A 23,244-nucleotide genomic window follows, 5' to 3' on the forward strand; every position below is an offset into this window, starting at 1 on the left:
CGCCGCGACTCCTTTGAGAAGGCTCAGGCAATATGACGCAGACTGTGAACAAGGTGGTGCTGGCCTTTTCGGGCGGCCTCGACACGAGCGTCATCCTGAAATGGCTGAAGGAACATTATAATTGCGAGGTGGTGACCTTCACCGCCGATCTCGGCCAGGGCGAGGAGCTGGAACCCGCGCGTGCCAAGGCCGAGCTGATGGGTGTTCGCCCCGAAAACATCTTCATTGACGATCTGCGCGAGGAATTCGTCAAGGATTACGTCTTCCCGATGATGCGCGCCAACGCGCTTTATGAAGGCCTCTACCTCCTCGGCACTTCGATCGCGCGCCCGCTTATCGCCAAGCGCCAGATCGAGATCGCAAAGATGGTCGGTGCCGACGCGGTGAGCCATGGCGCGACTGGCAAGGGCAACGACCAGGTCCGGTTCGAGCTTGGCTATTATGCCCTCGCGCCGGACATCAAGGTGATCGCCCCGTGGCGCGAATGGGATCTGACGAGCCGCACCAAGCTCATCGAATATGCCGAGGCGCACCAGATTCCGGTGCCCAAGGACAAGCGCGGCGAAGCGCCTTTCTCGACTGACGCCAATCTCCTCCACACCTCTTCCGAGGGTAAGGTGCTGGAAGATCCGTGGGAGGAAGTGCCGGACTATGTCTATTCGCGCACCGATCACCTCGAAGCCGCGCCGGACAAGGCGGAGTACATCACCATCGATTTCGAGCGCGGCGATGCCGTTGCGTTGAACGGCGAAGGCCTGTCGCCCGCGATCCTGCTCGCCAAGCTGAACGATCTTGGCCGCACCCACGCCATCGGCCGCCTCGATCTCGTCGAGAACCGCTTCGTCGGCATGAAATCGCGCGGCATGTACGAAACGCCGGGCGGCACGATCCTCCACGCCGCCCATCGCGGTATCGAGCAGATCACGCTGGACCGCGGCGCGGCGCATCTGAAGGACGAGCTCATGCCGCGCTATGCCGAGCTCATCTATAACGGCTTCTGGTTCTCGCCGGAGCGCGAGATGCTGCAGGCCGCGATCGATCACAGCCAGGAAAAGGTCAGCGGCACCGTTCGTCTCAAGCTCTACAAGGGCGGCGCCCACATCGTCGGCCGCAAGTCGGCCAACAGCCTCTATTCCGAAAAGGTCGTCACCTTCGAAGACGACCAGGGCGCCTACGACCAGCGCGATGCCGAAGGCTTCATCAAATTGAATGCCCTGCGCTTGCGTTTGCTGGCACGGCGGGACGGGCGTTAACCATTATTTGAAGCCCCTTGCGGAATAGAGACCGCGAGGAGAAACTTATGGACGCTGCGTTGGCGCCAGGGCGTGACATGGAGGGCGATGGCGCGGGGCGGGACGCCCGCATCGCCTTCCAGAACTGGATGATCTGTTGGGTCTTGCTGCCCAACGCGCCCTTCTGCCTGCTTTGGTTCATCGGCGGCCCGCAACGGGGCATTGCCATCCTGGTTACCGCCTTCCTGGGCCTCGCACTCAATCGCGCGCCCTTCGCGGTGCGTTACGTGGGCTTCGTCGCCTCGATCATCCTGTCGTCGCTTCTGCTCGTGTCGAGCATCTTCAACCTTTCGATCCTGTCGCTTTTCGACGCGCTTCGTTATGCCGGAGAGCTAAAGGCATCCTCGTCGCCGGAATATATCGCCGCCGGTTTGGCAGCTTTTCTGACACTCGCCATTGGCTGGCGGGTGTTTCAGTGGCCGGGCCGGTTAAGCGGGCGGCCGTATTTTCTGGCTGCGCTAATCGGGGTCGGTTTGCTCCAGATCGCCGATGCGGCAATCGGGCGGAGCGCGCGGGGTTTTTATGGCCGTGTGCCGTCCATCGATGCGCCATTCAGCTCCGCAGTATCGGAGAGTGGTTTTGAGGCGCTGGCGACGGGCAATCGCCATTTGGTCATCATCATGGTCGAAGCCATGGGGGCGCCCGCGACGGATGATCTGAAAGCGCGGCTGATCGACGCCTGGGCGCCGCCGGCCGTTCAGGCGCGCTATGAGGTGTCGAGCGGCACAAATCTCTATTACGGCTCGACGACCAGCGGAGAATTGCGCGAACTGTGTGGACGGTGGGGCGACTATCGGGATCTGATCGACACGCGCGAAACCTGCCTTCCTGCGCGCCTTGCGGCCAAGGGTTACGATACACAGGCCTGGCATAGCTTCGAAGGATCGATGTTCGACCGCAACCTTTGGTATCCCAATATCGGCTTCCAGAAGATGGTGTTCAGCGATGCGATCCTGGCCAGCGGTGCCCGGCGTTGTCCCGGCGTATTTCCCGGCGCATGCGATGCCGACGTGCCCGCGCAGATCGGTGGGGTGCTGAAGGCGGCGAATCGACCGCAATTTCTGTACTGGCTGACGGTCAATTCGCATCTGCCCGTCATCGCTCATGAAGCCTTGGAGACGACCAATTGCGTGCATTATGATGCGGGGCTGGCTGCTGACTACCCGATGATCTGCCGTCTTTTCCAGGTTATCGACGGGACCGGGCGCACTGTCGCCCGCACGATCACCGCCGACGATTTTCCCGAAGCGGACATATTGATCGTCGGCGATCATATCCCCCCATTCTTCCAACGGCGGGACCGCAATCTGTTCCAACCGGACAAGGTTCCGTGGATGTTGCTGCGGAGAAAGAACGCCACCGCGCCGCACCTTGGTGGTTGACCCAGGCGCCCAAACCGGGTGAGAGCCGGATTCCGGTTCGCGAGGGCGAGTGTGAAACAGGGACAGGCGGAATATTGGTGGGAAAAGCCATGGGTCGCGGCATTGGCCGTGATCCTGTCTGCCGTTCCGCTGCTCTGGCCGGATATCCCGCCCACGGTCGACCTGCCCGGTCATATGGGCCGCTACGAGGTACAGCTGAGCATCGCGGAATCGCCGACGCTGCAGCAATTTTATCATTTCGATTGGTCGTTGATCGGCAATCTCGGGCTCGATCTGCTCATCATCCCGTTGTCTGCCATTTTCGGGCTGGAGCTCGCGACTAAGCTGATCGTGATCGCGATACCGATGATGACGGCGGGCGGTTTCCTGTGGGTAGCGCGCGAAGTGCATGGGCGGATACCGCCGACCGCCTATTTCGCCTTGCCGCTCGCCTATAATTTCCCCTTTCACTTCGGCTTCGTCAATTTCGCGCTGTCGATGGGCCTGGCTTTTCTCGCCTTTGCCTTCTGGCTGCGGTTAGCTCGCCTCGGCAAGACCGGGCTTCGGGCCTGGCTGTTCGTGCCGATTTCCCTCATCGTTTGGGTGACGCACACTTTCGGCTGGGGCACGCTCGGCGTCATGGCCTTTTCGGCCGAGCTTGTTCGCCAGTTCGACCTGAAGCGTCCCTTCTTCACATGCTGCTTCCGCGCGTGTCTTCACTCGCTCGCTTTGGCACCGCCCGTCCTACTCATGGTCCTGTGGCGTTCAGGCGGCCACGTGACCGGCGAGACGGCGGATTGGTTCAACTGGGATCGCAAGCTCGACTGGCTGATCATGGCCCTGCGCGACCGCTGGGAGATGTTCGACCTAATCTCGCTCGGGATCATCGGCATGGTGCTTCTTTGCGGGCTGCTCTTTTTCCGGAAGCTCCAATATTCCCGCAACCTTGCGGCGTCCGCCATCTTCCTCGGCCTCGTCTTCCTCCTCCTTCCCCGCATCGTATTCGGATCGGCTTATGCGGACATGCGGCTCGTCCCCTACATGATCGCCGTCGCGGTGATCGCGATTCGCTTCCGGGGGGCGACCGATCCGCGCTGGGCCCGCGTCATCGCTGTCCTGGCCATCGCCTTCTTCACCGTTCGCACGGCAGGCACGACAGTCAGCATGTGGCTGTACGACAAGGATTATGACCGGCAGCTCGCGGCGCTGGATCATGTCCCGCGCAATGCCCGCCTCATCACCTTCATGGGCCGCACCTGCTATGATCCGTGGAAGATGTCGCGGGTCGAGCATCTATCGGGCATTGCGATTGTCCGCCGCCACGCTTTTTCCAACGATCAATGGTCGATGGCGGGGGCGCAGCTTCTCACCGTCCGTCACCCGCAGGGGCGCGGCTATAATCACGATCCATCGCAGATGGTGACGGATCGCAAGTGCCGGGGCGAATTCTGGCGGCCCGTCGACAAGGCGCTCGCTCACTTTCCGCGCCAAGGCTATGATTATGTCTGGCTGATCCACCCGCCGGCGTTCGACCCGGTGCTGACCCGGGGCCTGCAGCCGCTCTGGCGCGATGGCAGCAGCATATTGTATCGGGTCGTGGATCGGACGCCGCCCTTGGCGCCCGCTAAGGGGGCTCCATGACCAGACCGGCGCTGTCGATCGTCATTCCTTGCTATAATGAAGAGGCCTGCCTCGCCGAACTGCACCGGCGCGTATCGGCTGCGGCGCGCGCGGCGGTGGGTGAGGATTACGAACTCGTCCTGGTCAATGACGGTTCGCGCGATGGCAGCTGGCAGGTCATGCGGCAGCTGGGCGCGGGCGACCCCCGTCTCGTTGCCATCAATCTTTCCCGCAATCACGGACATCAGCTGGCGCTGACGGCCGGGCTCGACCTTTGCTCGGGCTCGCGTATCCTCATCATCGATGCGGATTTGCAGGATCCGCCCGAGCTTTTGTCCGATATGATGGCCGCGATGGACGCGCAGGAAGCAGACGTCGTCTATGCCGTGCGCCGTGCGCGGGCGGGGGAGACGGTCTTCAAGAAGGCGACGGCTTCGGCTTTCTACCGCTTGCTCTCGCGTCTGACCGACGTCGAGATTCCCGTCGATACTGGCGACTTCCGATTGATGAGCCGCCGTGCGCTCGACGCGCTGCTGAGCCTTCCTGAACAGGCGCGTTTCATTCGCGGCATGGTGGCGTGGATCGGCTTCCGGCAAGTGCCATTCCTCTACGACCGGCACGAACGCCATGCCGGGCACAGCAAATATCCGCTGTCCAAGATGCTCGCCTTCGCCTTCGACGCGATCACCGGCTTTTCGACTGCGCCGCTGCGTTGGGCGAGTCACTTCGGCCTCGCGCTCGTCGGCGTATCCTTTCTGCTCCTTGTCTACATCGCTTATGGCTGGCTCGCCGGGAATGCGATCCAGGGCTGGACATCGATGATGCTGGTCGTCGTCGTCCTGGGTGCCGTACAGATGTTCGTGCTCGGCATGATCGGCGAATATTTGGGGCGGCTCTATATCGAGACGAAGCGGCGACCGCTCTACATCGTAGCGGACGTGGTTGGGAAAGCGGGCGGCCGTCAGTCCCTCGGCTATGTCGCCGAAACCACCGCCCCGATCGAGACGCCCGGCGTGAATGGCAACCGCCCGATCGCGTAAGCCTCGAGCCCGAACAGGGTTTCGAACAAGCTGTTAATAGGGCTCGGCGGTAGTGCGTCGTCGCTCCCTTCCTTCCCTGTCAGCCGGTCCTTGATCCGCACGGCTGCGGCGAGAGGGAAAAGGATCGAGTTGAAATAGCTCATCGTTTCGATCCGAAGGCCTGCGGCCTGAACGACGTCCGACAGCGTCTTTTTCGTGTACCGGCGCTTATGGTGGTTGGCGACATCGTGCGCACTCCACATCCAGGGGTGGGCAGGGACGGTGAGCAGTAATTTGCCGCCCGGCTTCAGGCGTCGCGCGATCGAGATGAGCGCATCGCGGTCCGCATCGACATGCTCCAACACGTCGAGCAGGGCGATAAGGTCATAGGCCCCCTCGGCCACGCCCGGCAGTTCGGGGAGGGGGGCATTGCCCACTGCGATGTTCAGGCGTTTCGAGGCGACCGCGCGGGCGTCGTCGTCGATTTCAACCGCATCAACCGCGCCAAACTGGCGGAGCATCAGGACATTGTGGCCCGTGCCGCAGCCGATTTCGAGGATATGAGCGTCCCTGGGCAGCGCGATCTTGCGGGCGATGAGGCTCGCCAGCACCTTGCGCCGCGCGCGATACCACCAATGGCGCTCGTCGAGCTCGGCCATGCGATCGTAGATGATCCGTTCCATCAGGCGAAAACCCAGCGGCGGTTAAGGGAGAAGGTGACGAGGGGGGTGATGAATAGCATCGGGATGGTCGGCCACCAGTCCGGCCCGCCCATCGGCTCGGTCAGCGCCCAGACGAACAGGCTGTTCAGGGCAAGGCTCACCATCGACACGATGAAAAAGCGGCTGGTGGTCCGCGCCACATTGTCGCGCCGTCCATGGCCCCGGAAGCTGAAGCGGCTGTGCATCACATAGCCGACCGCGACCGCAATGGCATAAGCGAGCAAATTGGCGAGAAGCGGCGCGAGATCGGCCATTGTCGCGGCGGCCATATAGACGCCGATGCCGAGCAGGGTTACGAAGCCCCCCGTCATGCCGAAGCGGACCAGCTGGCCGAACATGACGTAAGCTTCGCTGTCTTTCCTCAAAATATCCATCAACGCCTTTGCCCTTTGCTGCTCAGCGACTAATGACCGGGCAGGCGCTTGGGAAGAGCAAAGGGGATGATGGCGGATCGGATCACGATGTGGGCGTCGCGGCACTGGCGCTGGCTGGTCGCGATCGTCGCGGTGGCGACGGCAGCGTGGCTGCTCAACGAGCGGTGGGCGCTGATCCGGTGGTTCGCGCCCGTCGATACCGACGATCATATGCGCATCATGCAGGTGCGCGCCCTGCTGGGCGGGCAGGGCTGGTACGATCTTCGCCAATACCGGATGGATCCGCCTTATGGCGCGAATATCCACTGGTCGCGTATCCCGGACATGCCGATTGCCGCCTTGATCCTGCTGCTAAAGCCCTTCCTTGGCGGCGCGATGGCGGAGAAGGCGGCCCTGTCGCTCGCGCCGTTCTTGCCGATGGCGGTGACGATGTGGGCCGTGGCGCTGCTTCATCGTCGCATACTTGGGTCCCTCGCTTTCCTGCTTGGCCTTGCTCTTCTCCTCACAGCGGCGTCGCTGCGCGGCATGTGGATGCCGCTGCGCGTCGATCACCATGGCTGGCAATTGGCGATGCTCGCCATCGTGATGCTCGGCCTTGCCGATCCGAAGAAGGCCAGGGGCGGGCTGACCGTTGGCTTGGCCACTGCGGTATCGCTGGCCATCGGGCTTGAAATGCTGCTCTATCTGGCGCTGGCCGGGGCGGCGCTTGCCCTGCTGTGGGTGTGGGATGGAGAGGAAAAGCCACGGCTTGCCGCTTACGGGGCGAGCCTCGCTGGCGGCACGGGTATTTGCTACCTTCTCTTCGCGTCCGTCGCCAATCGCGCCCCGGTCTGCGATGCGCTGTCGCCGGTCTGGCTCTCGGCCATGGCGGCGGCGGGCGGGCTTGCGGTGCTTCTCGCCCAAACGGTGCGAGGCGGGCCGCTGCGCCGCCTGGTGTTCGCGGCGGCGGGAGGTGCTCTCCTTGCCCTTGGCTTCGCGCTTGCCTGGCCGCATTGCCTGGGAAGACTGGAGGGCGTGCCGCCGGAGCTCGCCCGCATGTGGCTCGACAATGTGAAGGAGGCGCGACCCCTCTACACGCATAGCCTGCAGACAATCGTCACCATCGCCGCTTTACCCTTGGCCGGAATGGTTGGCTTTACGCTGATGCTATGGCGCGAGCGCGGCAATTGGACCCGTTTTGCGACATGGTCTGCGCTGGCCGGCCCGGCTCTCGTGTCGACCCTGCTGCTCTTGTGGCAGACACGGGCCGGAGCAGCGGCTCAGCTCCTCGCGGTTCCAGGTGCCGCGGCGCTGATCTGGGTGCTTTGGCCGATCGTGCGCAGCCGCACCCATTGGCTTGTGCGCCTGATCGGTATGGCGGCGCTCGCCCTGCTGGCATCGGGGATCGGGCCGCAATGGGTCGCCAGTCAGATCAAGAAGCCGGACGATAAATTCCGTTCAACCGTCAACCTCGCCAATCGCCGTTGCCCGAGCCTGCCTGCGCTCAAGCCTATCGGTGAACAGCCGCGCGGCTACGTGCTGACCTTCGTTGACTTGGGGCCGCGGCTTATCACGGTCACGCATCACGATGCGATCGCCGGGCCCTATCATCGCAACGCGCAAGCGATCCTGGATGTGCAACGCGCGTTCCGGGGCACCCCCGAAGCCGCCTATGCGATGATCGAACGGCGCGGGATCGATTATGTGCTGATCTGCCCGAACCTGTCGGAATCCACCATCTACAAGGCAAAGGCGCCGAACGGTTTCTACGCGCAGCTCGCGGCGGGGAGGGTGCCCGCCTGGCTGTCGCCGATCCCGTTGCCGGAGGACAGTCCCTACAAGATGTGGCGCGTCAAACCTTGAAGCTGACCGCGATGCCGTCGATCACGAACTGAGCGGCAAGCGCGGCAAGGATAACGCCGAGAATACGGGTGATCATCGCCTCGATCTTCGGGCCGACAAGCCGCATCAACGGCCCGGCAAGCAGCAGGGCGACGAGGGTCAGGGCAAGTATCGACGCCAGCGCGGCAAGGACGATCGCCGATTCTTCAGGGCCATCGGAACGCGCCATGAGCAGCATGATAGAAGCGATGGAGCCGGGGCCCGCGATCATCGGGATCGCCATCGGGAAAACCGAGATATCCTCTGCTTCCGGCGTGGCGGTGATTTCCTGCGCCCGGGTTTCGCGGCGCTGCGTGCGCTTTTCGAAGACCATTTCGAGCGCGATCAGGAACAGCATGATGCCGCCCGCGATGCGGAAGGCGGCAAGGCTGATGCCGAGCGCGCCCAATAATTTCTCGCCGAGCAGCCCGAAGAAGAGCAGGATCGCGGCGGCGATCGATACGGACCGGATCGCCATGGCGCGGCGATGCGCGGCTTCCGTCCCGCTCGTCAGGCTCGCAAAGATCGGCGCGCAACCGGGCGGATCGATGATGACGAAGAAGGTGACGAAGGCCGAGATGAAGAGGTCGATCATTCAGCTATTCCCCAACCTGATCGTCATTCCGGCGAAAGCCGGAATCTTATGACGAAAATGCGTTTTATTCGTCCTGAGACCCCGGCTTTCGCCGGGGTGACGTGATGGGACGGTGCGGATCACAGACCTTTCGGCGCCTCGAGCCCGGCGCGGCGATGGGCTGCGACGAGCGTGTTGCGCAGCAAAACCGCTATGGTCATTGGGCCGACACCGCCGGGGACCGGAGTGATCGCGCCCGCGATGTCCGCAGCGCTGGCGAAATCAACATCGCCGGTAAGGTGGCCCTTGCCGTCTTCGGTCGCGACGCGGTTGATCCCGACGTCGATCACCGTGGCGCCGGGCTTCAGCCAGTCGCCCTTCACCATGTCGGGCCGGCCAACGGCGGCGACCACGATGTCGGCGCGGCGCACGACGGCGGGGAGGTCTCGGGTGCGGCTATGGGCAATGGTGACGGTGCAGCTTTCCTGAAGAAGGAGCTGGGCCATGGGTTTGCCGACGATATTGGAGCGGCCGATCACTACGGCTTCCAGTCCTGACAGATCGCCAAGGCGATCCTTCAACAGCATCAGACAGCCAAGCGGGGTGCAGGGAACGAGCGCGTCGGCATCGCCGACCGCCAGCTTGCCCGAATTGATGACGTGGAAGCCATCCACATCCTTGGCCGGATCGATGGCCGCGATTACCGCTTTTTCATCCATTCCCGCCGGAAGCGGCAGCTGGACGAGGATTCCGTCGACGGTTTCGTCGACGTTCAATCGCTCGACAAGCGCAATGAGCTCGGCTTGGCTGGCGGTAGCGGGCAGGCGATGTTCGAAACTCTCCATGCCTGCGGCGACGGTCGCTTTATGTTTTGATCGGACATAGACCTGGCTTGCCGGATCCTCGCCGACCAGCACGACCGCGAGACCGGGCGCGCGGCCGATTGCCGCCGCGAATGCAGGTATGGCAGCAGCGACACGGCCGCGAAGCCCCTCGGCAAACGCTTTGCCGTCGATGATCGCGGCGGCCATCGGCTTAATATCCGAGCAGCAGGCTGCGAAGCAGGATACGCACCACGGCGATCAGCAGCAGCACGACGATCGGCGAAAAATCGATGCCGCCAAAGTCGGGAAGCAGACGGCGGATCGGGCGATAGAGAGGCTCGGTTATCCGGTCGAGCGCATAGAGAAACTGGTTCACTCCGCCGCTGCCGGTATTGATGACATTGAACGCGACGAGCCAGCTGATGATCGCCTGAATGATGATGATCCAGGTGAGGACCGTCAGGAGCAAAGACAGGATTTCGTAGAGCGCGTACACAATGACCTCCGCCCGGTGGGTGAAACCAGCATGTAGCCACCGGCTTGCCATGGGGCAATGGCGCGGTGGAGGTTGATGATGATGCGGGGCTGAAGCAGGGCTTGCCGCTAGCCCGCTTCAAGGTGCGAAGCGTGGCGGCTCCGCCTCGGCCAGGAGAAGTGCGAACTGATCCTGCTCGTCCACATATTCGGCGCGTACGCCCCAACCGGCGGCGTGAAGCAGCAGGCGCGCGTCGCGCGGGCCATATTTATGGCTGTTCTCGGTATGGATCGTTTCGCCCGCTTGCATGGCGAAGGGTCGCCCTTCGACGGTGAAGCGGACATCTGCCAGCGCTTCCAGGTGCATTTCGATGCGGGCCTTGCCGTCGTTCCAGATCGCGCGGTGAGCAAAGGACGCGGTCGGGATCATACCGCGAAGCTCGCGATTGATGCGGTGGAGAAGGTTGAGGTTGAAGGCCGCCGTGACGCCTTGTGCATCGTCATAAGCGGGAATGAGGATCGAAGCATCCTTGATCCGGTCCATGCCGATCAGGAGGAATGCGCCATCGTCCAATGTGTCCTTCATGGCACGGAGCAGGTCGACGGCAGTACGGGGCACCATGTTGCCGATCGTCGATCCGGGAAAGAAGCCGAGCTTGGGGAGGGCCGCGACGGCTTCGGGAAGCGCGATCGGCTTCATGAAGTCGGCCTCGACCGGATGGATCGGCAGGGCCGGGAACCCCACTTGCAGGACGGCGGCGGAATCGCGCAGGAAATCGCCTGAAATGTCGATCGGCACATAGGCCGCAGGATGGACGCAATTGAGCAGGATGGGCGTCTTGTAGGAGGAGCCTGAGCCGAATTCGATCACCGCGCTGCCCTTGCCGACGATCGCAGCGACGTCCGGACAGTGACGCTTCAACAGGGCGACTTCGGTACGGGTCGGATAATATTCGGGGAGCGCCGTAATCTTTTCAAACCATTCCGATCCCGCGCGGTCGTAAAGCCAGCGGGCGGGGATTGCCTTTACCGGCGCCGAAAGGCCCGCCAGGACATCAGCCCGGAAAGCGGGATCGACATCGATCGAGGCGCGGATCGCGTCCATCATAAATCCCTTGCCAGCCGCAGGCCGGAGAACATCCAGCGTTGATGCGGATAGAAGAAGTTTCGATACGTGGCCCGGCTATGGCCGCGCGGCGTCGCGCAGCTTGCGCCCTTCAGCACGAGCTGGCCGCTCATGAACTTGCCATTATATTCGCCGACCGTGCCCGCCGCGGGCCTGAATCCGGGGAAGGGCAGATAGGCGCTCATCGTCCATTGCCAGACGTCGCCGAACATCTGGCGCAGACCCGAACCACTCGCGGGGCGGGGCCGGGCGGCACTGGCATCGTCAAGCTGGTTGCCCGCGCGAGGATCGAGGGTCGCTGCGGCAACTTCCCATTCCTGCTCCGTTGGCAGGCGAGCGCCTGCCCAGCGCGCGAAAGCATCCGCCTCGTAATAGGAAATGTGGCAGACCGGCTCGGCGGAATCGAGGGGTTGGAGTCCATCGAGGCCGAAGCGAAGCCAGCCCTCCGGGCTTTCGCGCCAGTAAAGCGGTGCCTTTGCGCCCTCCGCTTGTATCCAGGCCCAACCGTCCGACAGCCAGTGATCCGGCCGCCGATATCCGCCATCCTCGATGAAGTTCAGCCATTCGCCATTCGTCACCAGCCGGTCGGCCAGCGCATGACGCTGCAATAGGACGGCGTGACGCGGCCCCTCACAATCGAAGCCGAAGCTCCGCCCGTCATGCCCGACATGGGCAAAGCCGCGACGGCCTTCGACCCATTGGATGTCTGGCACATGAGGTGAACCGGGTTTAACGCGTTCATCCCATACCGCAGGCGCCAGCGGATTTTCGGCGAAGGCGACCTTCATATCCATCAGCATCAATTCCTGATGCTGTTGTTCGTGATGGAGGCCGAGTTCCACAAGAGCGCGGGCCGCCCCTTCGAGCAGGGGCATTGCGTTCGTAAGTGCCGCATCGACATGGCTGCGATAGGCCAGCACTTCGTCAAGGGACGGGCGGCTCAACATTCCCCGGCGTAGGCGGGCATGGCGTTCGCCCTCGCCGTCATAATAAGAGTTGAACAGGAACGGCCAGCGTTCATCGAAGAGGCGATAGCCCGGCACATGGTCGCGCAGCACAAAGGTTTCGAAGAACCAAGTCGTGTGGGCGAGATGCCATTTGGCGGGCGAAGCATCCGGCATTGGCTGGATCGTCGCATCGGCATCCGACAAAGGCGCGGCGATCGCACGCGATAAGGCGCGAACGGCTTCGAAGTGCCGGCTCAGCTGATCGTCATTGTCGTTCAGGCGCGGATGCGTCGCCATGGCCGTCCCCTGGACACCATTAGTCTGGGTTAGGACGCGTAATCGAAAAGAATGTTCCGGAGCCGTTTCGGAGCCGAAGCGGTTGCTCTTAGCGCGTGGCGCCCGGTTGCCACAGGATTTCGCCGCCCGCGCGTGAAGCCAGGGTACGCGCCATGACGAACAAGTGGTCGGACAGGCGGTTGAGGTAGATAAGGGCGGCAGGATTGACCTGACCGGCAGCGATAGCGTCGCGTTCAGCCCGGCGCACAATTGCGCGGGCGAGGTGGACGGCCGCCGCGCCGCCACGTCCACCCGGCAGGATGAAGCTGCGCAGCGGCGCGAGCTTTTCATTCATCGCATCGATTTCCCGCTCGAGCCGCTCGATCTGTGAGGCCGTGATGCGGAGCGCCATCTCGGAAGAAGCGAAATCCTCGCCAGGCGTGGCAAGATCGGCACCCAGGTCGAACAACTCGTTCTGGATCAAGCGCAGGCTGGCCCGTGCTGCATCGTCCGCCACCGCTTCGATCGCGACGCCGATCGCGCTGTTCGCCTCGTCCACCGATCCGATGGCGGCTATAAGCGTACTTGATTTGGATATGCGCGACCCGTCGGCGAGACCGGTGTCCCCGGCATCGCCGGTGCGGGTGTAGATTTTGGTGAGCTTGACCAAAAAGGATCAGCTCCGCGCCATCATCAGGAACAGGATCATCAGGATGATCGCCCCGGCCTGAAGCATGACGCGCTTGCGCATCAATTGCTGGCTGCGCTCGCCGGTCAGATCCTTGCCTTGCGCCATGCCTATAACGCCGCGCACAAGCACGGAGAGCGTCGCGAGGGCAACCAGAACGATGAGGATGATAAGGAAAGTGTCCATGCCACCCATCTAATCCCCCGCCGCCAAATATCCAGCCGGGATTCGTCCCGAACGAAGATCGGTGAGGAGAGCGGCGGGATCCGTGCCATTTGCGCGCAGATCGGCCAGCGCGGGCGCTCCGCTCCGCTTGGCGAGCCTGTTTCCCTTCGCGTCGGTTAGTAAGGCGTGGTGGTGATAATGCGGCGTAGGGAGGCCGAGCAGGGCCTGGAGCAGGCGGTGAATATCGGTCGCGGCATAAAGATCGCGGCCGCGCACGATGTCCGTCACGCCTTGCGCTGCATCGTCCACGGTGACGGCGAGATGATAGGAGGTCGGCGCGTCCTTGCGGGCGAGGACGACGTCGCCGAACAGACCGGGCTCGGCCTGCACTTCGGTGTCGCCGTCCTCCCAGTAAAGCCGTCCGGCGCAGGCTGCTGCCTTTTCCATGTCGAGCCGCCAGGCGTGGGGCTCGCCGGCCATCCGCCGGGTGCGCTCGCCATCGCTCAAGGCGCGGCAGGTGCCGGGATAGAGTGGTCCGTCGGGCCCGTGCGGCGCGGAGGCGCTGGCGGCTATCTCCGCCGCGATTTCGGTGCGTGTGCAGAAGCAGGGATAGAGGAGGCCCATCGCTTTCAATCGCTCCAGCGCTTCGGCGTAAAGCGGCAGGCGATGGGACTGGAAAATAACCTCGCCATCCCAGTGGAGGCCGAGCCAGCTCAGGTCTTCGACAATCCCCGCCACATGTTCCGGGCGGGCTCGACCGGGATCGATATCCTCGACCCGGAGCAGGAAGGTGCCGTCGCGCTCCCGTGCATAATCGTGCGCGAGCAAGCATGAATATGCATGGCCGATGTGGAGGCGCCCGGTCGGGCTCGGCGCAAAACGGGTGACGAGGGGAAGCATGGAGAAATCAGGCCTTGACCGCGAATCGCGGCTGGTGTGACATGGCGATGTCACCTTTTGCCCGCAAAGGGTTGGCGGAACACAGGAGAGGATGGCTGACGAAGCCCCTTCTCCCGCGCTCTGAGTGCGACAGGTACGGGGGCCGGCGTTTCGGGAGGTCATTCTCCAGGAAACGGGAGCTTGTTGCCGTTTTATGTACCATCCCGACCTTATCCGGCATCCCGAAGCCTGCCCCGCATTGGTGCTGAACGCCGATTATACGCCGCTCAGCTATTACCCGCTTAGCCTGTGGCCGTGGCAGACCGCAATCAAGGCGGTGTTCCTCGAACGGGTGGATATCGTTTCCTCCTACGAGAGGGAAGTTCATAGCCCGACGCGGGCGATGCAGCTGCCGTCCGTCATTGCGTTGCGCCAATATGTGAAGCCTTCGGAATTCCCGGCCTTCACCCGCTTCAACCTGTTCCTGCGCGATCGTTTCGCCTGCCAATATTGCGGGACGCCGAGGGATCTGACCTTCGATCATGTTATCCCGCGGGCTTATGGCGGTCGCACGACCTGGGAAAATGTCGTGGCAGCCTGCGCGCCGTGCAACCTTCGTAAAGGCGGCCGGACGCCGGCTGAAGCTCATATGCATCTCTACCGCACCCCCGTGCGCCCGACGAGCTGGCAATTGCAGGATCACGGCCGCAGTTTTCCGCCCCACTATCTACACCAGAGCTGGCGCGATTATCTCTATTGGGACATCGAGCTGGAGGCATGATCTTTGTGCTGGGTCCGACAAGTTGAGGCGAAGCGTGCTGGATACGGGCCCCGTCGGTTTCCGGTTGCGTATGGCTACGGATGGAAACCGGCCCCGCTACTGGAAAGTGAGTCACTTTTCTGTTATATAGGCTCCATCGCGGCGGGTGCGTGATGCGCCCGCTTTTTTGGTGATCATTTAAAGATTCGCCGCAAATGGGGATTTTCGGGCCGTGCCAGGGGCAGGTGCGGGTTGGCTCGATTGACGGCGATCCATAGAAAGGTGCGTACATGGCGACGAAGGCGTTGGATTTCGACGTTGGCGATTATGTCGTTTACCCCAAGCACGGCGTTGGCCGGGTTGTTGAACTGCAAAGCACCGATATTGCGGGCATGAAGCTCGAACTTTATGTGCTCCGTTTCGAGAAGGAAAAGATGACGCTGCGCGTTCCGACCAACAAGGCGGAAAGCGTCGGCATGCGCAAATTGTCGTCGGACAAGACGATGAAGGAAGCGCTCGACACGCTGAAGGGCAAACCGAAGGTGAAGCGCACCATGTGGTCGCGCCGCGCCCAGGAATATGAAGCGAAGATCAATTCGGGCGACCTCGTATCCATCGCCGAAGTGACGCGCGACCTGTTCCGCGCTGATGATCAGCCGGAACAGAGCTATTCGGAACGGCAGATTTTCGAAGCCGCCTCCAGCCGCCTCGCCCGCGAACTTGCTGCGATGGAACAGGTTGACGAGCCGACCGCGCTTCAGAAGATCCTCGAAATTCTGAACAAGGCGGCGGCGATCTATAACAAGGATAAAGCTGCGGCTGAGAAGTGAGCTCCCTATCCGTCACCCGGCGAAGACGGGGTCTCGGGCGGGGGCGTGACTTCTTCGTCATGAGATACCCGCTTTTGCCGGTATGACGAATGAGATGTGAAAAGGGCGGCTCCATCCGGGGCCGCCTTTTTTCATTTGCGAAGCCCCCCTCTATGGTGTATTAATCAGACAACACACATGGGAGGATCATCATGCATCTCAGCCTTCTTCTCGCTACGGCCGCCGCCGCGCTTGCTGGCTGCAACATGTCAGCCAACGCCCAGCGCAACGACACGGCTTCGACCGCCCAGACCCAGCGCAGTTTCGATGTTGGCGCCTTCGATTCAATAGAATTGGAAGGGCCGCACGATGTGACTGTTGCAGTTGGCAGTGCCCCATCGATTCGGGCCGAGGGCGCGGCAAACGTGCTGGAGGAGATGGAGGTCGTCGTGGAAAGCGACGGCAACCTCGTCATCCGCGACAAGAAAGACGGCCTCAATTGGGGCCGCAACCGGAAGCCCGCGAAAGTCTTCGTGACGGTGCCGTCCCTGAAAGCCGCAGCGATCGGCGGGTCGGGCGATATGCGCATCGACCGCGTCACGGGCGACGATTTCGCCGCAGCGGTCGGCGGGTCGGGCAATATCGATCTGGCCTCGCTCACCGTGGCCAAGGCGAGCTTCTCGATCGGCGGATCCGGCAACATCAAGGCGGCGGGCAAGGTCGATGATATGAGCGCGGCGATCGCCGGCTCCGGGAATATCGGGGTCGGAGAAGTCGAAAGCCGCCGTGCATCGGTGTCGATTGCGGGCTCCGGCAACGCCAATGTACGCGCGAGCGAAAGCGCCGACATCAATATCGTCGGATCGGGCGACGTTCATGTCGGCGGCGGTGCCAAATGCACGGTCAACAAAATGGGATCGGGCGACGTCGAATGCGGCGCCTGATCGCCGGGCTCACCGGCTGTTAACCAAAGGGACGGCAAGAGGCTTTCATGAAACGCCTTGCCGTCCTTTTTCTGTCCTTCATCTCCGCGCCCGCTTTGGCCGACGAAAGGCGCTATACGATCACCGATTTCGATCGCATCCGGATCGATGGTCCATATAGGGTCGAGGTGAATGCGGGCAGCGCTTCCACCGTAACAGGCACAGGCGCCCGCGATGCCCTTGATCGTGTGGCCGTGGATGTTGAAGGCCGGGTGTTGCGCATCCGCACGGACAAGAGCAGCTGGAAAGGATCGGGCAATGCCGGTCCCGTCTCACTGCGCATCACGACGCGCCAGCTCCGCGGCCTTATCCTGAGCGGCTCGGGCAGCGCTGAGGTGCATGGCATCAAGGGTCTTCGCTTCGATCTGTCGCTGGCCGGAAGTGGTCAGGCCAAGATTGACAATATTGCCGCCGATCGTGTCGTGGTGACCTTGACCGGCGCAGGCGGTGCGACGTTGGCCGGGCATGCGAAGCTTCTTGAAGCCAACCTCATCGGATCCTCCTCGCTCGATGCCGCGGCACTGACGGCGGAAGATGTGAAGATCGCGTCGGCGAGCGCAGGGAATGTCACCGCAGCTGCCCGGCGGACCGCGACGATCACAGGTGGCGGCACAGGTGATATTATGGTGAAAGGATCCGCTGCCTGCACAATCCGGGCGGAGGGCGCGGGCGCTGTGTCCTGCGGAGATGCCCCTTAAATCAGGGCCAGCGATGCCAGCCGGATGGCGAGAGCATCCGGTAAATCCGCGACGCCATCGCCGCTGCCTATGTCCTGCGGCGCATCGTCCATTTCAAGATAGCGCCAGCCTTGATGAGCGCGCTTGGGCCGGGCTTTGACCGGTACCAGCTGCGCATCGCAGCGAATGATCGCGCGGCCTTCCTCCGTTTGGTCAAAACCCAGGATCGTCTGACGCGCGACGAGGCGGTGTTTGACGATCCAGAATATCGATCCGCCAATCAGTTCATCCGCGCGCTTGGGCTTGAAGCGGGTAACGATCGGCACTTCGCCCGCCGCCGCTCGCCCTTCCATCCGCGCACGCAGCGCGGAAAGGCTCGCGCATCCGACCGCGACCTTGCTGATATGGAGGTTGGGCATAACCTCTATCTGGGAACCGCGCGTTTCCGGTTCAACGGCTTGAGCGGGTTTAGCCGACCAGTCCCGTTGCCACCGCCAGGCCGAGAAAGGCGAGGAATCCCATCGTATCCGTCGTCATCGTCACAAAGACCGTCGAGGCCACAGCCGGATCCTGGTCGAGCCGCTCAAGCGCAACCGGCACCAACACGCCCGCCAGTCCGGCGATCAGCACATTGATCAGCATCGCAGCTGCGATGACCGCGCCCAATTGGGGATTGGCAAAGACGACCGCCGCGCCGAAGCCTACCAGGACGGCAATGGTCAGGCCATTCAGCAGGGCGATGGCGATTTCGCGCTTTATGGTCCGGATCGTGTTCGATTGGGTGAGCTGATTGGTGGCAAGGGCACGCACCGCCACGGCCATCGTTTGCGTTGCCGCATTGCCGCCGATTGACGCGACGATCGGCATCAGGATCGCAAGCGCCACCATTTGCTCGATCGCGGCCCCGAACAGCGAAATGACAGAGGAGGCGAGGAGGGCCGTGAAGAGATTGGCGACGAGCCAACGGACACGCGCCTTGTAACTGTCCTTGACCGGCTCGTTAATATCGCCTTCGCCCGCGCCGGACAGGAGCAGAGCGTCTTCGCCTGCCTCTTCCTGAATGATGTGCACGATATCATCGACCGTGATCATGCCGACAAGGCGGCCGGACGGATCGGTGACGGCGGCGGAGATCAAGGCATATTTCTGGAAGCGGAGCGCCACCTCCTCCTGATCCATCTCAACCGGGATCAAAGTCTGTTCGCGCTTCATTACATCGGCCATCCGCACATGGCGGGGCGTGCGCAGGATCCAGCTTAAATGCGCCGTGCCGATCGGGTGGTGCTGCGGATCGACGATGAACACCTCCCAAAAATCGGTGGTCAGCTCATCGCCCGCGCGGAGGTAATCGATAACCTGGCCGACCGTCCAATGTTCGGGCACCGCGATCAGATCGCGCTGCATCAGGCGGCCCGCCGATTCTTCCGGGAAGGTCAGCGCTTCTTCGATGGCGGCGCGATCGTCCGGATCGAGAGCGCGCAGGACAGCGCGCTGCTCATCCTCCTCCAGATCCTCAATCAGCGCGACGGCGTCGTCGGTGTCGAGCTGCCCGGCAATATCGGCGACTTCATGGGGCTCGAGCGCGTCGATCAGGTCTTCCCGCACCCAATCGTTCATTTCGGAAAAGACGTCGCCGTCCAGCAGGTCGGACAAGGCGGCGGCGAGCGGACGCCGCTGGTCGGATGCAACCAGTTCGAACAGATCGGCGATGTCGGCGGGGTGCAGCGGCTCGACCAGAGCGCGCGCGCCGTCGGCGTCGCCCGCCTCCACATGTTCCATCACGCTGCGGACAAATTCGGGCTTCAGCCGATCGTCCTCATCCAATTGCTCGACGGGGGGAGGGGGCGCCGAATTGGGGAATTGGGTTTCGAGATCGCTATCGCTCATCGCCCGTCTCCCATCGTTACGCGTGAGAGGGCCTTAAGCCCGGTTTCCAACAGTGTCGACACTCTCATTCGCTGCAATCAATGCCAAGCCAAACACCCACCAAGGTCAGCCTCTCTTAAACGGCGTCATTTCCGCCAGTTCCTCAATATCCTCTACAACTGCGCGCCGCTCGGCCTCGAGATAACGTGCAACGGCATCCCGAAAACCCGGTTCGGCAATGAAGTGGGCGGAATAGGTCGGGACGGGTTGATAGCCGCGCGCCAATTTGTGGCCACCCTGGGCACCCGCTTCCACGCGCGCCAGCCCATGTTCGATGGCGAAATCGATTGCCTGATAATAGCAGATTTCGAAATGGAGGTGCGGCACCTCCTCAACTGCCCCCCAATAGCGGCCATAGAGAGTATCGCCCCCGATAAGGTTGAGCGCGCCGGCAATCGGCCAGCCATTCCGCTCGGCGAACACGAGCAGGAGGCGGTCTGCCATGCGCTCGCCCAGCAGCGAGAAGAAGCTGCGGGTGAGATAGGGCTGCCCCCATTTTCGGGAGCCCGTATCCTGATAAAAGGTCCAGAAGGCGTCCCAATGCGTCTCGGTAATCTCTGGGCCAGTCAGGAGCCTCACGGTAAGGCCGTCGAGCGCAGATGCCCTCTCCTTGCGGATGGCCTTTCGCTTGCGTGAGGCGAGGCTGTCGAGGAAGTCGTCGAATACCGCGAAGCCCTGATTATGCCAATGAAATTGCCGGTCGATGCGGATCAGCCATCCCGCCTGTTCGAAGAGCGGCACTTCGGCTTCGTCGATGAAGGTCGCGTGGGCGGATGACAGGCCGTTATTGCGCACAACCGCTTCGGCAGCGGCGATGAGGCCGGATGCCAGTGCCGGATCGCGGGCGAGGAGCCGCCGTCCCGGCACCGGCGTGAACGGTACGGCAATCTGGAGCTTGGGATAATAATCCCCGCCCGCGCGCTCGAATGCGTCGGCCCAGGCATGGTCGAACACATATTCGCCCTGGCTGTGGCTCTTTGCATAAGCGGGCATGGCGGCGGCGAGCGCCCCATCCGCGCCGTCGATCAGGATCGGCACCGGCTGCCATCCGGTCCGTGTCGTCGCGCTGCCGGATTCTTCCAGAGCGGAGAGAAAGGCATGGGAAAGAAAGGGATTGCCCGTCCCCGCCAGCGCATCCCATTGCGCGGCGTCCACGCTCGAAATCCCTGCCGCCAATCTAGCTACAACATCCATTTTCGCATCCGTTCGGGCTGAGCCTGTCGAAGCCCTGCCTTTCTTGCTTCAGCAGGTAAGGAAGGACAGCCCTTCGACAAGCTCAGGGCGAACGGTGATGGTTCCACGTTGCGCGAAATCACGGCCGAACGGGATGTTCATAAATGATCTGGTCCGCGTGCAGAGCTGCGGATGCGGCGCCCTCTTCGCTTCTCACCGTCCAGCTATAAACGGGCATGCCTCGCGCCCGCGCTCTCGTCGCGAAGGGCGAAGGGAAGTCGCGCACGTCATAGGCCAGGAACTCCGCCCGCGACCACCAGAGCGACAGGCGGCGCTGGATCGCGCCCTTGAGGCCCCTTTTCCATTCCTCCGTGACGACAAGGCCGCGCAGCATCTCCGGGCGGTGGCGCGCGAACCAATGGCTGACGGCGGGGTTGAACGACATGATTCCGAAACTGCCCGAATATCGGTCGAGCGCGCCAGCCACGGCGCGGCAGAGCGCCGCCACTTTGCGATGCGGCGCCTTCACTTCAATGAGTAAAGGTGCGTGCCCGCCGATCAAGGCGAGGATATCGGTTAAGGTCGGGATGGTTTCGTCCGAGCCCCGGAGGGGGATGCCGCGTAGATCCCCTGTGCTGAAATCCGCGACGCGGCCTTCGATGCCCGTCAGCCGCTCTAGCCGGTAATCGTGGAAGACGACGGCGCCGTCGCGGCTGCCCTGCACGTCCACTTCCATGCCGTGACCGGCCTCAATCGCAGCGAGAACGGCGGCGCGGCTATTTTCCACCCGCCCGTCGCCGAACAATCCGCGATGGGCGAAGGGCCTCGCGCCCAGCGCCTCAAGCCGCGCGGATCTGGATGATCGCATCGATCTCCACGGCGGCACCCAGCGGCAGGACGGGCACGCCGACCGCGCTCCGCGCATGACGTCCAGCTTCGCCGAACACTTGCTCCATCAATTCCGAGGCACCATTGGCAACTTTCGGCTGATCGGTGAAGCTGGCCGCGCTGCTCACGAATACGCCGAGCTTTACGATCCGCTCCACACGATCGAGCGAGCCAAGCGCCTTCTGGATCTGGGCGAGCAGCATGACGCCGCAGCGGCGCGCGGCCTGCTGGCCATAATCGACATCGCGATCTTCGCCGAGGCGGCCGGTCATGAGCTGCCCATCGTCGAACGGCAGCTGCCCGGAAATATGGAGAAGCCCATTGGCCTCCACCGCCGGAACATAAGCTGCGACTGGCGCGGCGGCTTCGGGAAGGGAGATGCCAAGCTCGGCAAGGCGCGATGCGATTTTGGTCATAGGGTTCGGGTAAGCATCGCGGCGCGTCGGAGGTCAAGCACAAAGCCCCCCATCAAGGGGAGGGGCTCTAAGAAAGCTTGTCCAGCACCCATGGCAAAGCTTCCTTCCAATCGTCGATCCGCGCATGGGCATGTTCGGCGGGGAGGAGGTTTCGCGCGAGGCGGGGTTCGGCGACCATGTGGAGGCGCCAGACGTCCGGCGCGTGCGTGGCGACCGACTCGTGATGGACGGGGAGATCGTCGACGAACACCACTGCGCTGGGGCGCATGTCCGCGACCAGTTCGGCCACCGGGCGCCCCTTGCCGCCGCGATTGCAGAGCACGCGATGACGGATGTCGAACGCCTCAAGCTGGGCGACGCGATTGGCGTGATATTGATCGCCGATATTGGTGACGATGACGATGTCGGCCACCTCGCCGATCGCGCGCAGCGCTTCGCCCGCGCCGGGCACGAGGTTCTGGCGGTGCATTTCGGAATCGAAGAACGTGTCGAGCAGCGGCCAGACCTGTTCTGGCGCCACTGCGGCGCCGGTCGCCCGGTCGCTCACCGCGCTCGAAAAGCCGGGATCGTCGAGATTGAAGTGATAGCCATGCTCTTCTCCCAGCCAGTCGGCGAAATGGCTGACCATGTGAAGCAGAACTTCGTCGCAATCGGAGATGAGAAGCGGGCGGCTCATCGATCGAGGCTCCGGCGCGCATCGATGAGGGCGGCGGGCGTCGCGCTGATCGCGTCGGCGCAGACGATGAGGTCCGGCTCATGCGCTTCGAGGAAAGCGAGCACGGCAGCGAGCACCTCCGGACTGGAGACGCGATTGCGCAGATCGTCGGGGGTGAGGCCGGTCAGCGACAGCAGACGCTGGGCGCGGCCCTCGTCGCTGAGGATCCAGCCCAAAGCGGCCAGCGCTTTCAGGGTAGCGGAATCTTCATCTCTGGTGTCTTTAATATTCATGACGTAAGACGCCCTCCCCTCTCAAGGTCTTGTCGCGTGGGACAAAAAATTCTCGTTGTCGAGGACAACGAACTCAATCTGAAGCTGTTCTGTGACCTGTTGCGTGCGCATGATTATAGCGCCGAGCCGGTACGTGATGGTCGCGATGCCATTGCCCGCGCTCGCGATCTTCGTCCCGATCTCATCGTCATGGACATTCAGATGCCGCATATCAGCGGCCTGTCGATCATCGAGGAATTGAAGGCCGATGCGGAGCTGAAGGCAATCCCGATCATGGCCGTCACTGCTTATGCCGCCAAGGGCGATGAAGAGCGCATCCGCGACGCGGGCGCCGAGGGCTATGTGTCCAAGCCGATATCGGTGGTGAAGTTTGTAAAGGCGGTTGAGGCGCTGCTGGGCCGGTAAACGATTCGCGGAGCCCGGAAATGCAGAACCCCGGCAGTGCCGGGGCTCAAAGCGAATC

The 23,244-nt window shown here is 62.7% G+C and carries 27 protein-coding genes; 10 read left to right on the forward strand and 17 right to left on the reverse strand.

What is annotated here, in order from left to right:
• The first annotated feature begins 32 nt into the window (after nt 1–32).
• From C7I56_RS10345 to C7I56_RS10360, 4 genes are read left to right on the forward strand one after another with little or no spacing between them, the layout of a single operon-like run.
• A complete protein-coding gene (locus C7I56_RS10345; protein WP_106640517.1) occupies nt 33–1,253 on the forward strand; it encodes an argininosuccinate synthase in 1,221 nt (406 codons plus the stop codon).
• Between the two features lie 47 nt (nt 1,254–1,300).
• Nucleotides 1,301–2,674 carry a sulfatase-like hydrolase/transferase gene (locus tag C7I56_RS10350; RefSeq protein ID WP_106640518.1) on the forward strand — a complete coding sequence of 458 codons (1,374 nt, stop codon included), beginning with the start codon at nt 1,301–1,303 and terminating at the stop codon, nt 2,672–2,674.
• 51 nt (nt 2,675–2,725) lie between these two features.
• Nucleotides 2,726–4,294, forward strand: coding sequence for a hypothetical protein (locus C7I56_RS10355; protein ID WP_106640519.1), 1,569 nt, complete (start codon nt 2,726–2,728; stop codon nt 4,292–4,294).
• On the forward strand, nt 4,291–5,313 hold the full coding sequence (locus C7I56_RS10360; RefSeq protein WP_106640520.1) for a glycosyltransferase family 2 protein: 1,023 nt from the start codon (nt 4,291–4,293) through the stop codon (nt 5,311–5,313). The genes C7I56_RS10355 and C7I56_RS10360 overlap by 4 nt, the downstream gene beginning before the upstream one ends.
• On the opposite strand, the gene C7I56_RS10365 is transcribed toward C7I56_RS10360, so the two are convergent.
• Complete coding sequence (locus C7I56_RS10365) at nt 5,247–5,975, reverse strand: class I SAM-dependent methyltransferase (RefSeq protein WP_106640521.1); 729 nt, start codon at nt 5,973–5,975, stop codon at nt 5,247–5,249. The genes C7I56_RS10360 and C7I56_RS10365 overlap by 67 nt on opposite strands.
• Nucleotides 5,975–6,388 carry a GtrA family protein gene (locus C7I56_RS10370; RefSeq protein WP_106640522.1) on the reverse strand — a complete coding sequence of 138 codons (414 nt, stop codon included), beginning with the start codon at nt 6,386–6,388 and terminating at the stop codon, nt 5,975–5,977. The genes C7I56_RS10365 and C7I56_RS10370 overlap by 1 nt, the downstream gene beginning before the upstream one ends.
• 66 nt (nt 6,389–6,454) lie before the next feature.
• Between C7I56_RS10370 and C7I56_RS10375 the strand changes: the two genes are divergently transcribed.
• Entirely contained in the window at nt 6,455–8,230 is a 1,776-nt protein-coding gene (locus C7I56_RS10375; protein WP_245409678.1) for an AcrB/AcrD/AcrF family protein, read from the forward strand.
• On the opposite strand, the gene C7I56_RS10380 is transcribed toward C7I56_RS10375, so the two are convergent.
• The 8 genes from C7I56_RS10380 to gluQRS form a co-directional block, all read right to left on the reverse strand.
• The gene (locus tag C7I56_RS10380; protein WP_106640523.1) at nt 8,220–8,843 is read right to left on the reverse strand and encodes a MarC family protein; all 624 of its coding nucleotides are present in this window, start codon (nt 8,841–8,843) and stop codon (nt 8,220–8,222) included. The genes C7I56_RS10375 and C7I56_RS10380 overlap by 11 nt on opposite strands.
• A gap of 119 nt (nt 8,844–8,962) precedes the next feature.
• Complete coding sequence (gene folD, locus C7I56_RS10385) at nt 8,963–9,853, reverse strand: bifunctional methylenetetrahydrofolate dehydrogenase/methenyltetrahydrofolate cyclohydrolase FolD (RefSeq protein ID WP_106640524.1); 891 nt, start codon at nt 9,851–9,853, stop codon at nt 8,963–8,965.
• Nucleotides 9,854–9,857: 4 nt separating this feature from the next.
• Nucleotides 9,858–10,145, reverse strand: coding sequence for a YggT family protein (locus tag C7I56_RS10390; RefSeq protein ID WP_106640711.1), 288 nt, complete (start codon nt 10,143–10,145; stop codon nt 9,858–9,860).
• Nucleotides 10,146–10,259: 114 nt separating this feature from the next.
• Entirely contained in the window at nt 10,260–11,228 is a 969-nt protein-coding gene (gene egtD / locus C7I56_RS10395; RefSeq protein ID WP_106640525.1) for an L-histidine N(alpha)-methyltransferase, read from the reverse strand.
• Nucleotides 11,225–12,490: an ergothioneine biosynthesis protein EgtB gene (egtB, locus tag C7I56_RS10400; RefSeq protein WP_106640526.1), complete on the reverse strand. Its 1,266-nt coding sequence runs from the start codon at nt 12,488–12,490 to the stop codon at nt 11,225–11,227. The genes egtD and egtB overlap by 4 nt, the downstream gene beginning before the upstream one ends.
• 88 nt (nt 12,491–12,578) lie before the next feature.
• Nucleotides 12,579–13,139: a cob(I)yrinic acid a,c-diamide adenosyltransferase gene (locus C7I56_RS10405; protein ID WP_106640527.1), complete on the reverse strand. Its 561-nt coding sequence runs from the start codon at nt 13,137–13,139 to the stop codon at nt 12,579–12,581.
• 6 nt (nt 13,140–13,145) lie between these two features.
• A complete protein-coding gene (locus tag C7I56_RS10410) occupies nt 13,146–13,343 on the reverse strand; it encodes an HIG1 domain-containing protein (protein WP_106640712.1) in 198 nt (65 codons plus the stop codon).
• A 9-nt stretch (nt 13,344–13,352) separates the two neighbouring features.
• Nucleotides 13,353–14,222: a tRNA glutamyl-Q(34) synthetase GluQRS gene (gluQRS, locus tag C7I56_RS10415; RefSeq protein WP_106640528.1), complete on the reverse strand. Its 870-nt coding sequence runs from the start codon at nt 14,220–14,222 to the stop codon at nt 13,353–13,355.
• Nucleotides 14,223–14,415: 193 nt separating this feature from the next.
• On the opposite strand from gluQRS, the gene C7I56_RS10420 reads away from it, so the two are divergent.
• From C7I56_RS10420 to C7I56_RS10435, 4 genes are all read left to right on the forward strand, one after another.
• The gene (locus C7I56_RS10420; protein ID WP_106640529.1) at nt 14,416–14,982 is read left to right on the forward strand and encodes an HNH endonuclease; all 567 of its coding nucleotides are present in this window, start codon (nt 14,416–14,418) and stop codon (nt 14,980–14,982) included.
• 269 nt (nt 14,983–15,251) lie between these two features.
• Entirely contained in the window at nt 15,252–15,791 is a 540-nt protein-coding gene (locus C7I56_RS10425) for a CarD family transcriptional regulator (protein ID WP_106640530.1), read from the forward strand.
• Between the two features lie 191 nt (nt 15,792–15,982).
• On the forward strand, nt 15,983–16,714 hold the full coding sequence (locus C7I56_RS10430) for a head GIN domain-containing protein (RefSeq protein ID WP_106640531.1): 732 nt from the start codon (nt 15,983–15,985) through the stop codon (nt 16,712–16,714).
• Nucleotides 16,715–16,761: 47 nt separating this feature from the next.
• Nucleotides 16,762–17,451, forward strand: coding sequence for a head GIN domain-containing protein (locus C7I56_RS10435; RefSeq protein WP_106640532.1), 690 nt, complete (start codon nt 16,762–16,764; stop codon nt 17,449–17,451).
• Here C7I56_RS10435 and C7I56_RS10440 read toward each other — a convergent pair.
• The 7 genes from C7I56_RS10440 to C7I56_RS10470 all read right to left on the reverse strand — a co-directional run bounded on the left by C7I56_RS10440 (nt 17,448) and on the right by C7I56_RS10470 (nt 22,781).
• On the reverse strand, nt 17,448–17,849 hold the full coding sequence (locus tag C7I56_RS10440) for a DUF1489 family protein (RefSeq protein ID WP_106640533.1): 402 nt from the start codon (nt 17,847–17,849) through the stop codon (nt 17,448–17,450). The genes C7I56_RS10435 and C7I56_RS10440 overlap by 4 nt on opposite strands.
• 49 nt (nt 17,850–17,898) lie before the next feature.
• Nucleotides 17,899–19,317: a magnesium transporter gene (mgtE, locus tag C7I56_RS10445; protein ID WP_106640534.1), complete on the reverse strand. Its 1,419-nt coding sequence runs from the start codon at nt 19,315–19,317 to the stop codon at nt 17,899–17,901.
• Nucleotides 19,318–19,422: 105 nt separating this feature from the next.
• On the reverse strand, nt 19,423–20,550 hold the full coding sequence (locus C7I56_RS10450; RefSeq protein WP_106640535.1) for a GNAT family N-acetyltransferase: 1,128 nt from the start codon (nt 20,548–20,550) through the stop codon (nt 19,423–19,425).
• Nucleotides 20,551–20,668: 118 nt separating this feature from the next.
• Nucleotides 20,669–21,397 (reverse strand): glycerophosphodiester phosphodiesterase family protein, encoded by a 729-nt coding sequence (locus tag C7I56_RS10455; RefSeq protein ID WP_106640536.1) that lies wholly within the window; start codon nt 21,395–21,397, stop codon nt 20,669–20,671.
• Nucleotides 21,369–21,833 (reverse strand): RidA family protein, encoded by a 465-nt coding sequence (locus tag C7I56_RS10460; protein ID WP_106640537.1) that lies wholly within the window; start codon nt 21,831–21,833, stop codon nt 21,369–21,371. The genes C7I56_RS10455 and C7I56_RS10460 overlap by 29 nt, the downstream gene beginning before the upstream one ends.
• A 67-nt stretch (nt 21,834–21,900) precedes the next feature.
• The gene (locus tag C7I56_RS10465) at nt 21,901–22,509 is read right to left on the reverse strand and encodes a hypothetical protein (protein WP_106640538.1); all 609 of its coding nucleotides are present in this window, start codon (nt 22,507–22,509) and stop codon (nt 21,901–21,903) included.
• A complete protein-coding gene (locus tag C7I56_RS10470; RefSeq protein WP_106640539.1) occupies nt 22,506–22,781 on the reverse strand; it encodes a DUF3572 domain-containing protein in 276 nt (91 codons plus the stop codon). The genes C7I56_RS10465 and C7I56_RS10470 overlap by 4 nt, the downstream gene beginning before the upstream one ends.
• Before the next feature lie 36 nt (nt 22,782–22,817).
• On the opposite strand from C7I56_RS10470, the gene C7I56_RS10475 reads away from it, so the two are divergent.
• Nucleotides 22,818–23,186, forward strand: coding sequence for a response regulator (locus tag C7I56_RS10475; protein ID WP_106640540.1), 369 nt, complete (start codon nt 22,818–22,820; stop codon nt 23,184–23,186).
• The last annotated feature ends 58 nt before the right edge of the window (nt 23,187–23,244 follow it).

Source organism: Allosphingosinicella vermicomposti, from assembly GCF_003012815.1.
Lineage (GTDB): Bacteria > Pseudomonadota > Alphaproteobacteria > Sphingomonadales > Sphingomonadaceae > Allosphingosinicella > Allosphingosinicella vermicomposti.

What these genes read in the sequence shown, in the direction of transcription:
- C7I56_RS10450 (WP_106640535.1), bottom strand. Translation starts at nt 20,550, where the DNA reads ATGGATGTTGTAGCTAGATTGGCGGCAGGGATTTCGAGCGTGGACGCC.
- C7I56_RS10465 (WP_106640538.1), bottom strand. Translation starts at nt 22,509, where the DNA reads ATGAGCCGCCCGCTTCTCATCTCCGATTGCGACGAAGTTCTGCTTCAC.
- C7I56_RS10380 (WP_106640523.1), bottom strand. Translation starts at nt 8,843, where the DNA reads ATGATCGACCTCTTCATCTCGGCCTTCGTCACCTTCTTCGTCATCATC.
- gluQRS (WP_106640528.1), bottom strand. Translation starts at nt 14,222, where the DNA reads ATGCTTCCCCTCGTCACCCGTTTTGCGCCGAGCCCGACCGGGCGCCTC.
- C7I56_RS10360 (WP_106640520.1), top strand. Translation starts at nt 4,291, where the DNA reads ATGACCAGACCGGCGCTGTCGATCGTCATTCCTTGCTATAATGAAGAG.
- folD (WP_106640524.1), bottom strand. Translation starts at nt 9,853, where the DNA reads ATGGCCGCCGCGATCATCGACGGCAAAGCGTTTGCCGAGGGGCTTCGC.
- C7I56_RS10430 (WP_106640531.1), top strand. Translation starts at nt 15,983, where the DNA reads ATGCATCTCAGCCTTCTTCTCGCTACGGCCGCCGCCGCGCTTGCTGGC.
- C7I56_RS10460 (WP_106640537.1), bottom strand. Translation starts at nt 21,833, where the DNA reads ATGACCAAAATCGCATCGCGCCTTGCCGAGCTTGGCATCTCCCTTCCC.
- C7I56_RS10440 (WP_106640533.1), bottom strand. Translation starts at nt 17,849, where the DNA reads ATGCCCAACCTCCATATCAGCAAGGTCGCGGTCGGATGCGCGAGCCTT.
- mgtE (WP_106640534.1), bottom strand. Translation starts at nt 19,317, where the DNA reads ATGAGCGATAGCGATCTCGAAACCCAATTCCCCAATTCGGCGCCCCCT.
- C7I56_RS10350 (WP_106640518.1), top strand. Translation starts at nt 1,301, where the DNA reads ATGGACGCTGCGTTGGCGCCAGGGCGTGACATGGAGGGCGATGGCGCG.
- C7I56_RS10425 (WP_106640530.1), top strand. Translation starts at nt 15,252, where the DNA reads ATGGCGACGAAGGCGTTGGATTTCGACGTTGGCGATTATGTCGTTTAC.
- C7I56_RS10455 (WP_106640536.1), bottom strand. Translation starts at nt 21,397, where the DNA reads ATGCGATCATCCAGATCCGCGCGGCTTGAGGCGCTGGGCGCGAGGCCC.
- C7I56_RS10470 (WP_106640539.1), bottom strand. Translation starts at nt 22,781, where the DNA reads ATGAATATTAAAGACACCAGAGATGAAGATTCCGCTACCCTGAAAGCG.
- C7I56_RS10365 (WP_106640521.1), bottom strand. Translation starts at nt 5,975, where the DNA reads ATGGAACGGATCATCTACGATCGCATGGCCGAGCTCGACGAGCGCCAT.
- egtB (WP_106640526.1), bottom strand. Translation starts at nt 12,490, where the DNA reads ATGGCGACGCATCCGCGCCTGAACGACAATGACGATCAGCTGAGCCGG.
- C7I56_RS10410 (WP_106640712.1), bottom strand. Translation starts at nt 13,343, where the DNA reads ATGGACACTTTCCTTATCATCCTCATCGTTCTGGTTGCCCTCGCGACG.
- C7I56_RS10375 (WP_245409678.1), top strand. Translation starts at nt 6,455, where the DNA reads ATGATGGCGGATCGGATCACGATGTGGGCGTCGCGGCACTGGCGCTGG.
- C7I56_RS10345 (WP_106640517.1), top strand. Translation starts at nt 33, where the DNA reads ATGACGCAGACTGTGAACAAGGTGGTGCTGGCCTTTTCGGGCGGCCTC.
- C7I56_RS10420 (WP_106640529.1), top strand. Translation starts at nt 14,416, where the DNA reads ATGTACCATCCCGACCTTATCCGGCATCCCGAAGCCTGCCCCGCATTG.
- C7I56_RS10370 (WP_106640522.1), bottom strand. Translation starts at nt 6,388, where the DNA reads ATGGATATTTTGAGGAAAGACAGCGAAGCTTACGTCATGTTCGGCCAG.
- C7I56_RS10435 (WP_106640532.1), top strand. Translation starts at nt 16,762, where the DNA reads ATGAAACGCCTTGCCGTCCTTTTTCTGTCCTTCATCTCCGCGCCCGCT.
- egtD (WP_106640525.1), bottom strand. Translation starts at nt 11,228, where the DNA reads ATGATGGACGCGATCCGCGCCTCGATCGATGTCGATCCCGCTTTCCGG.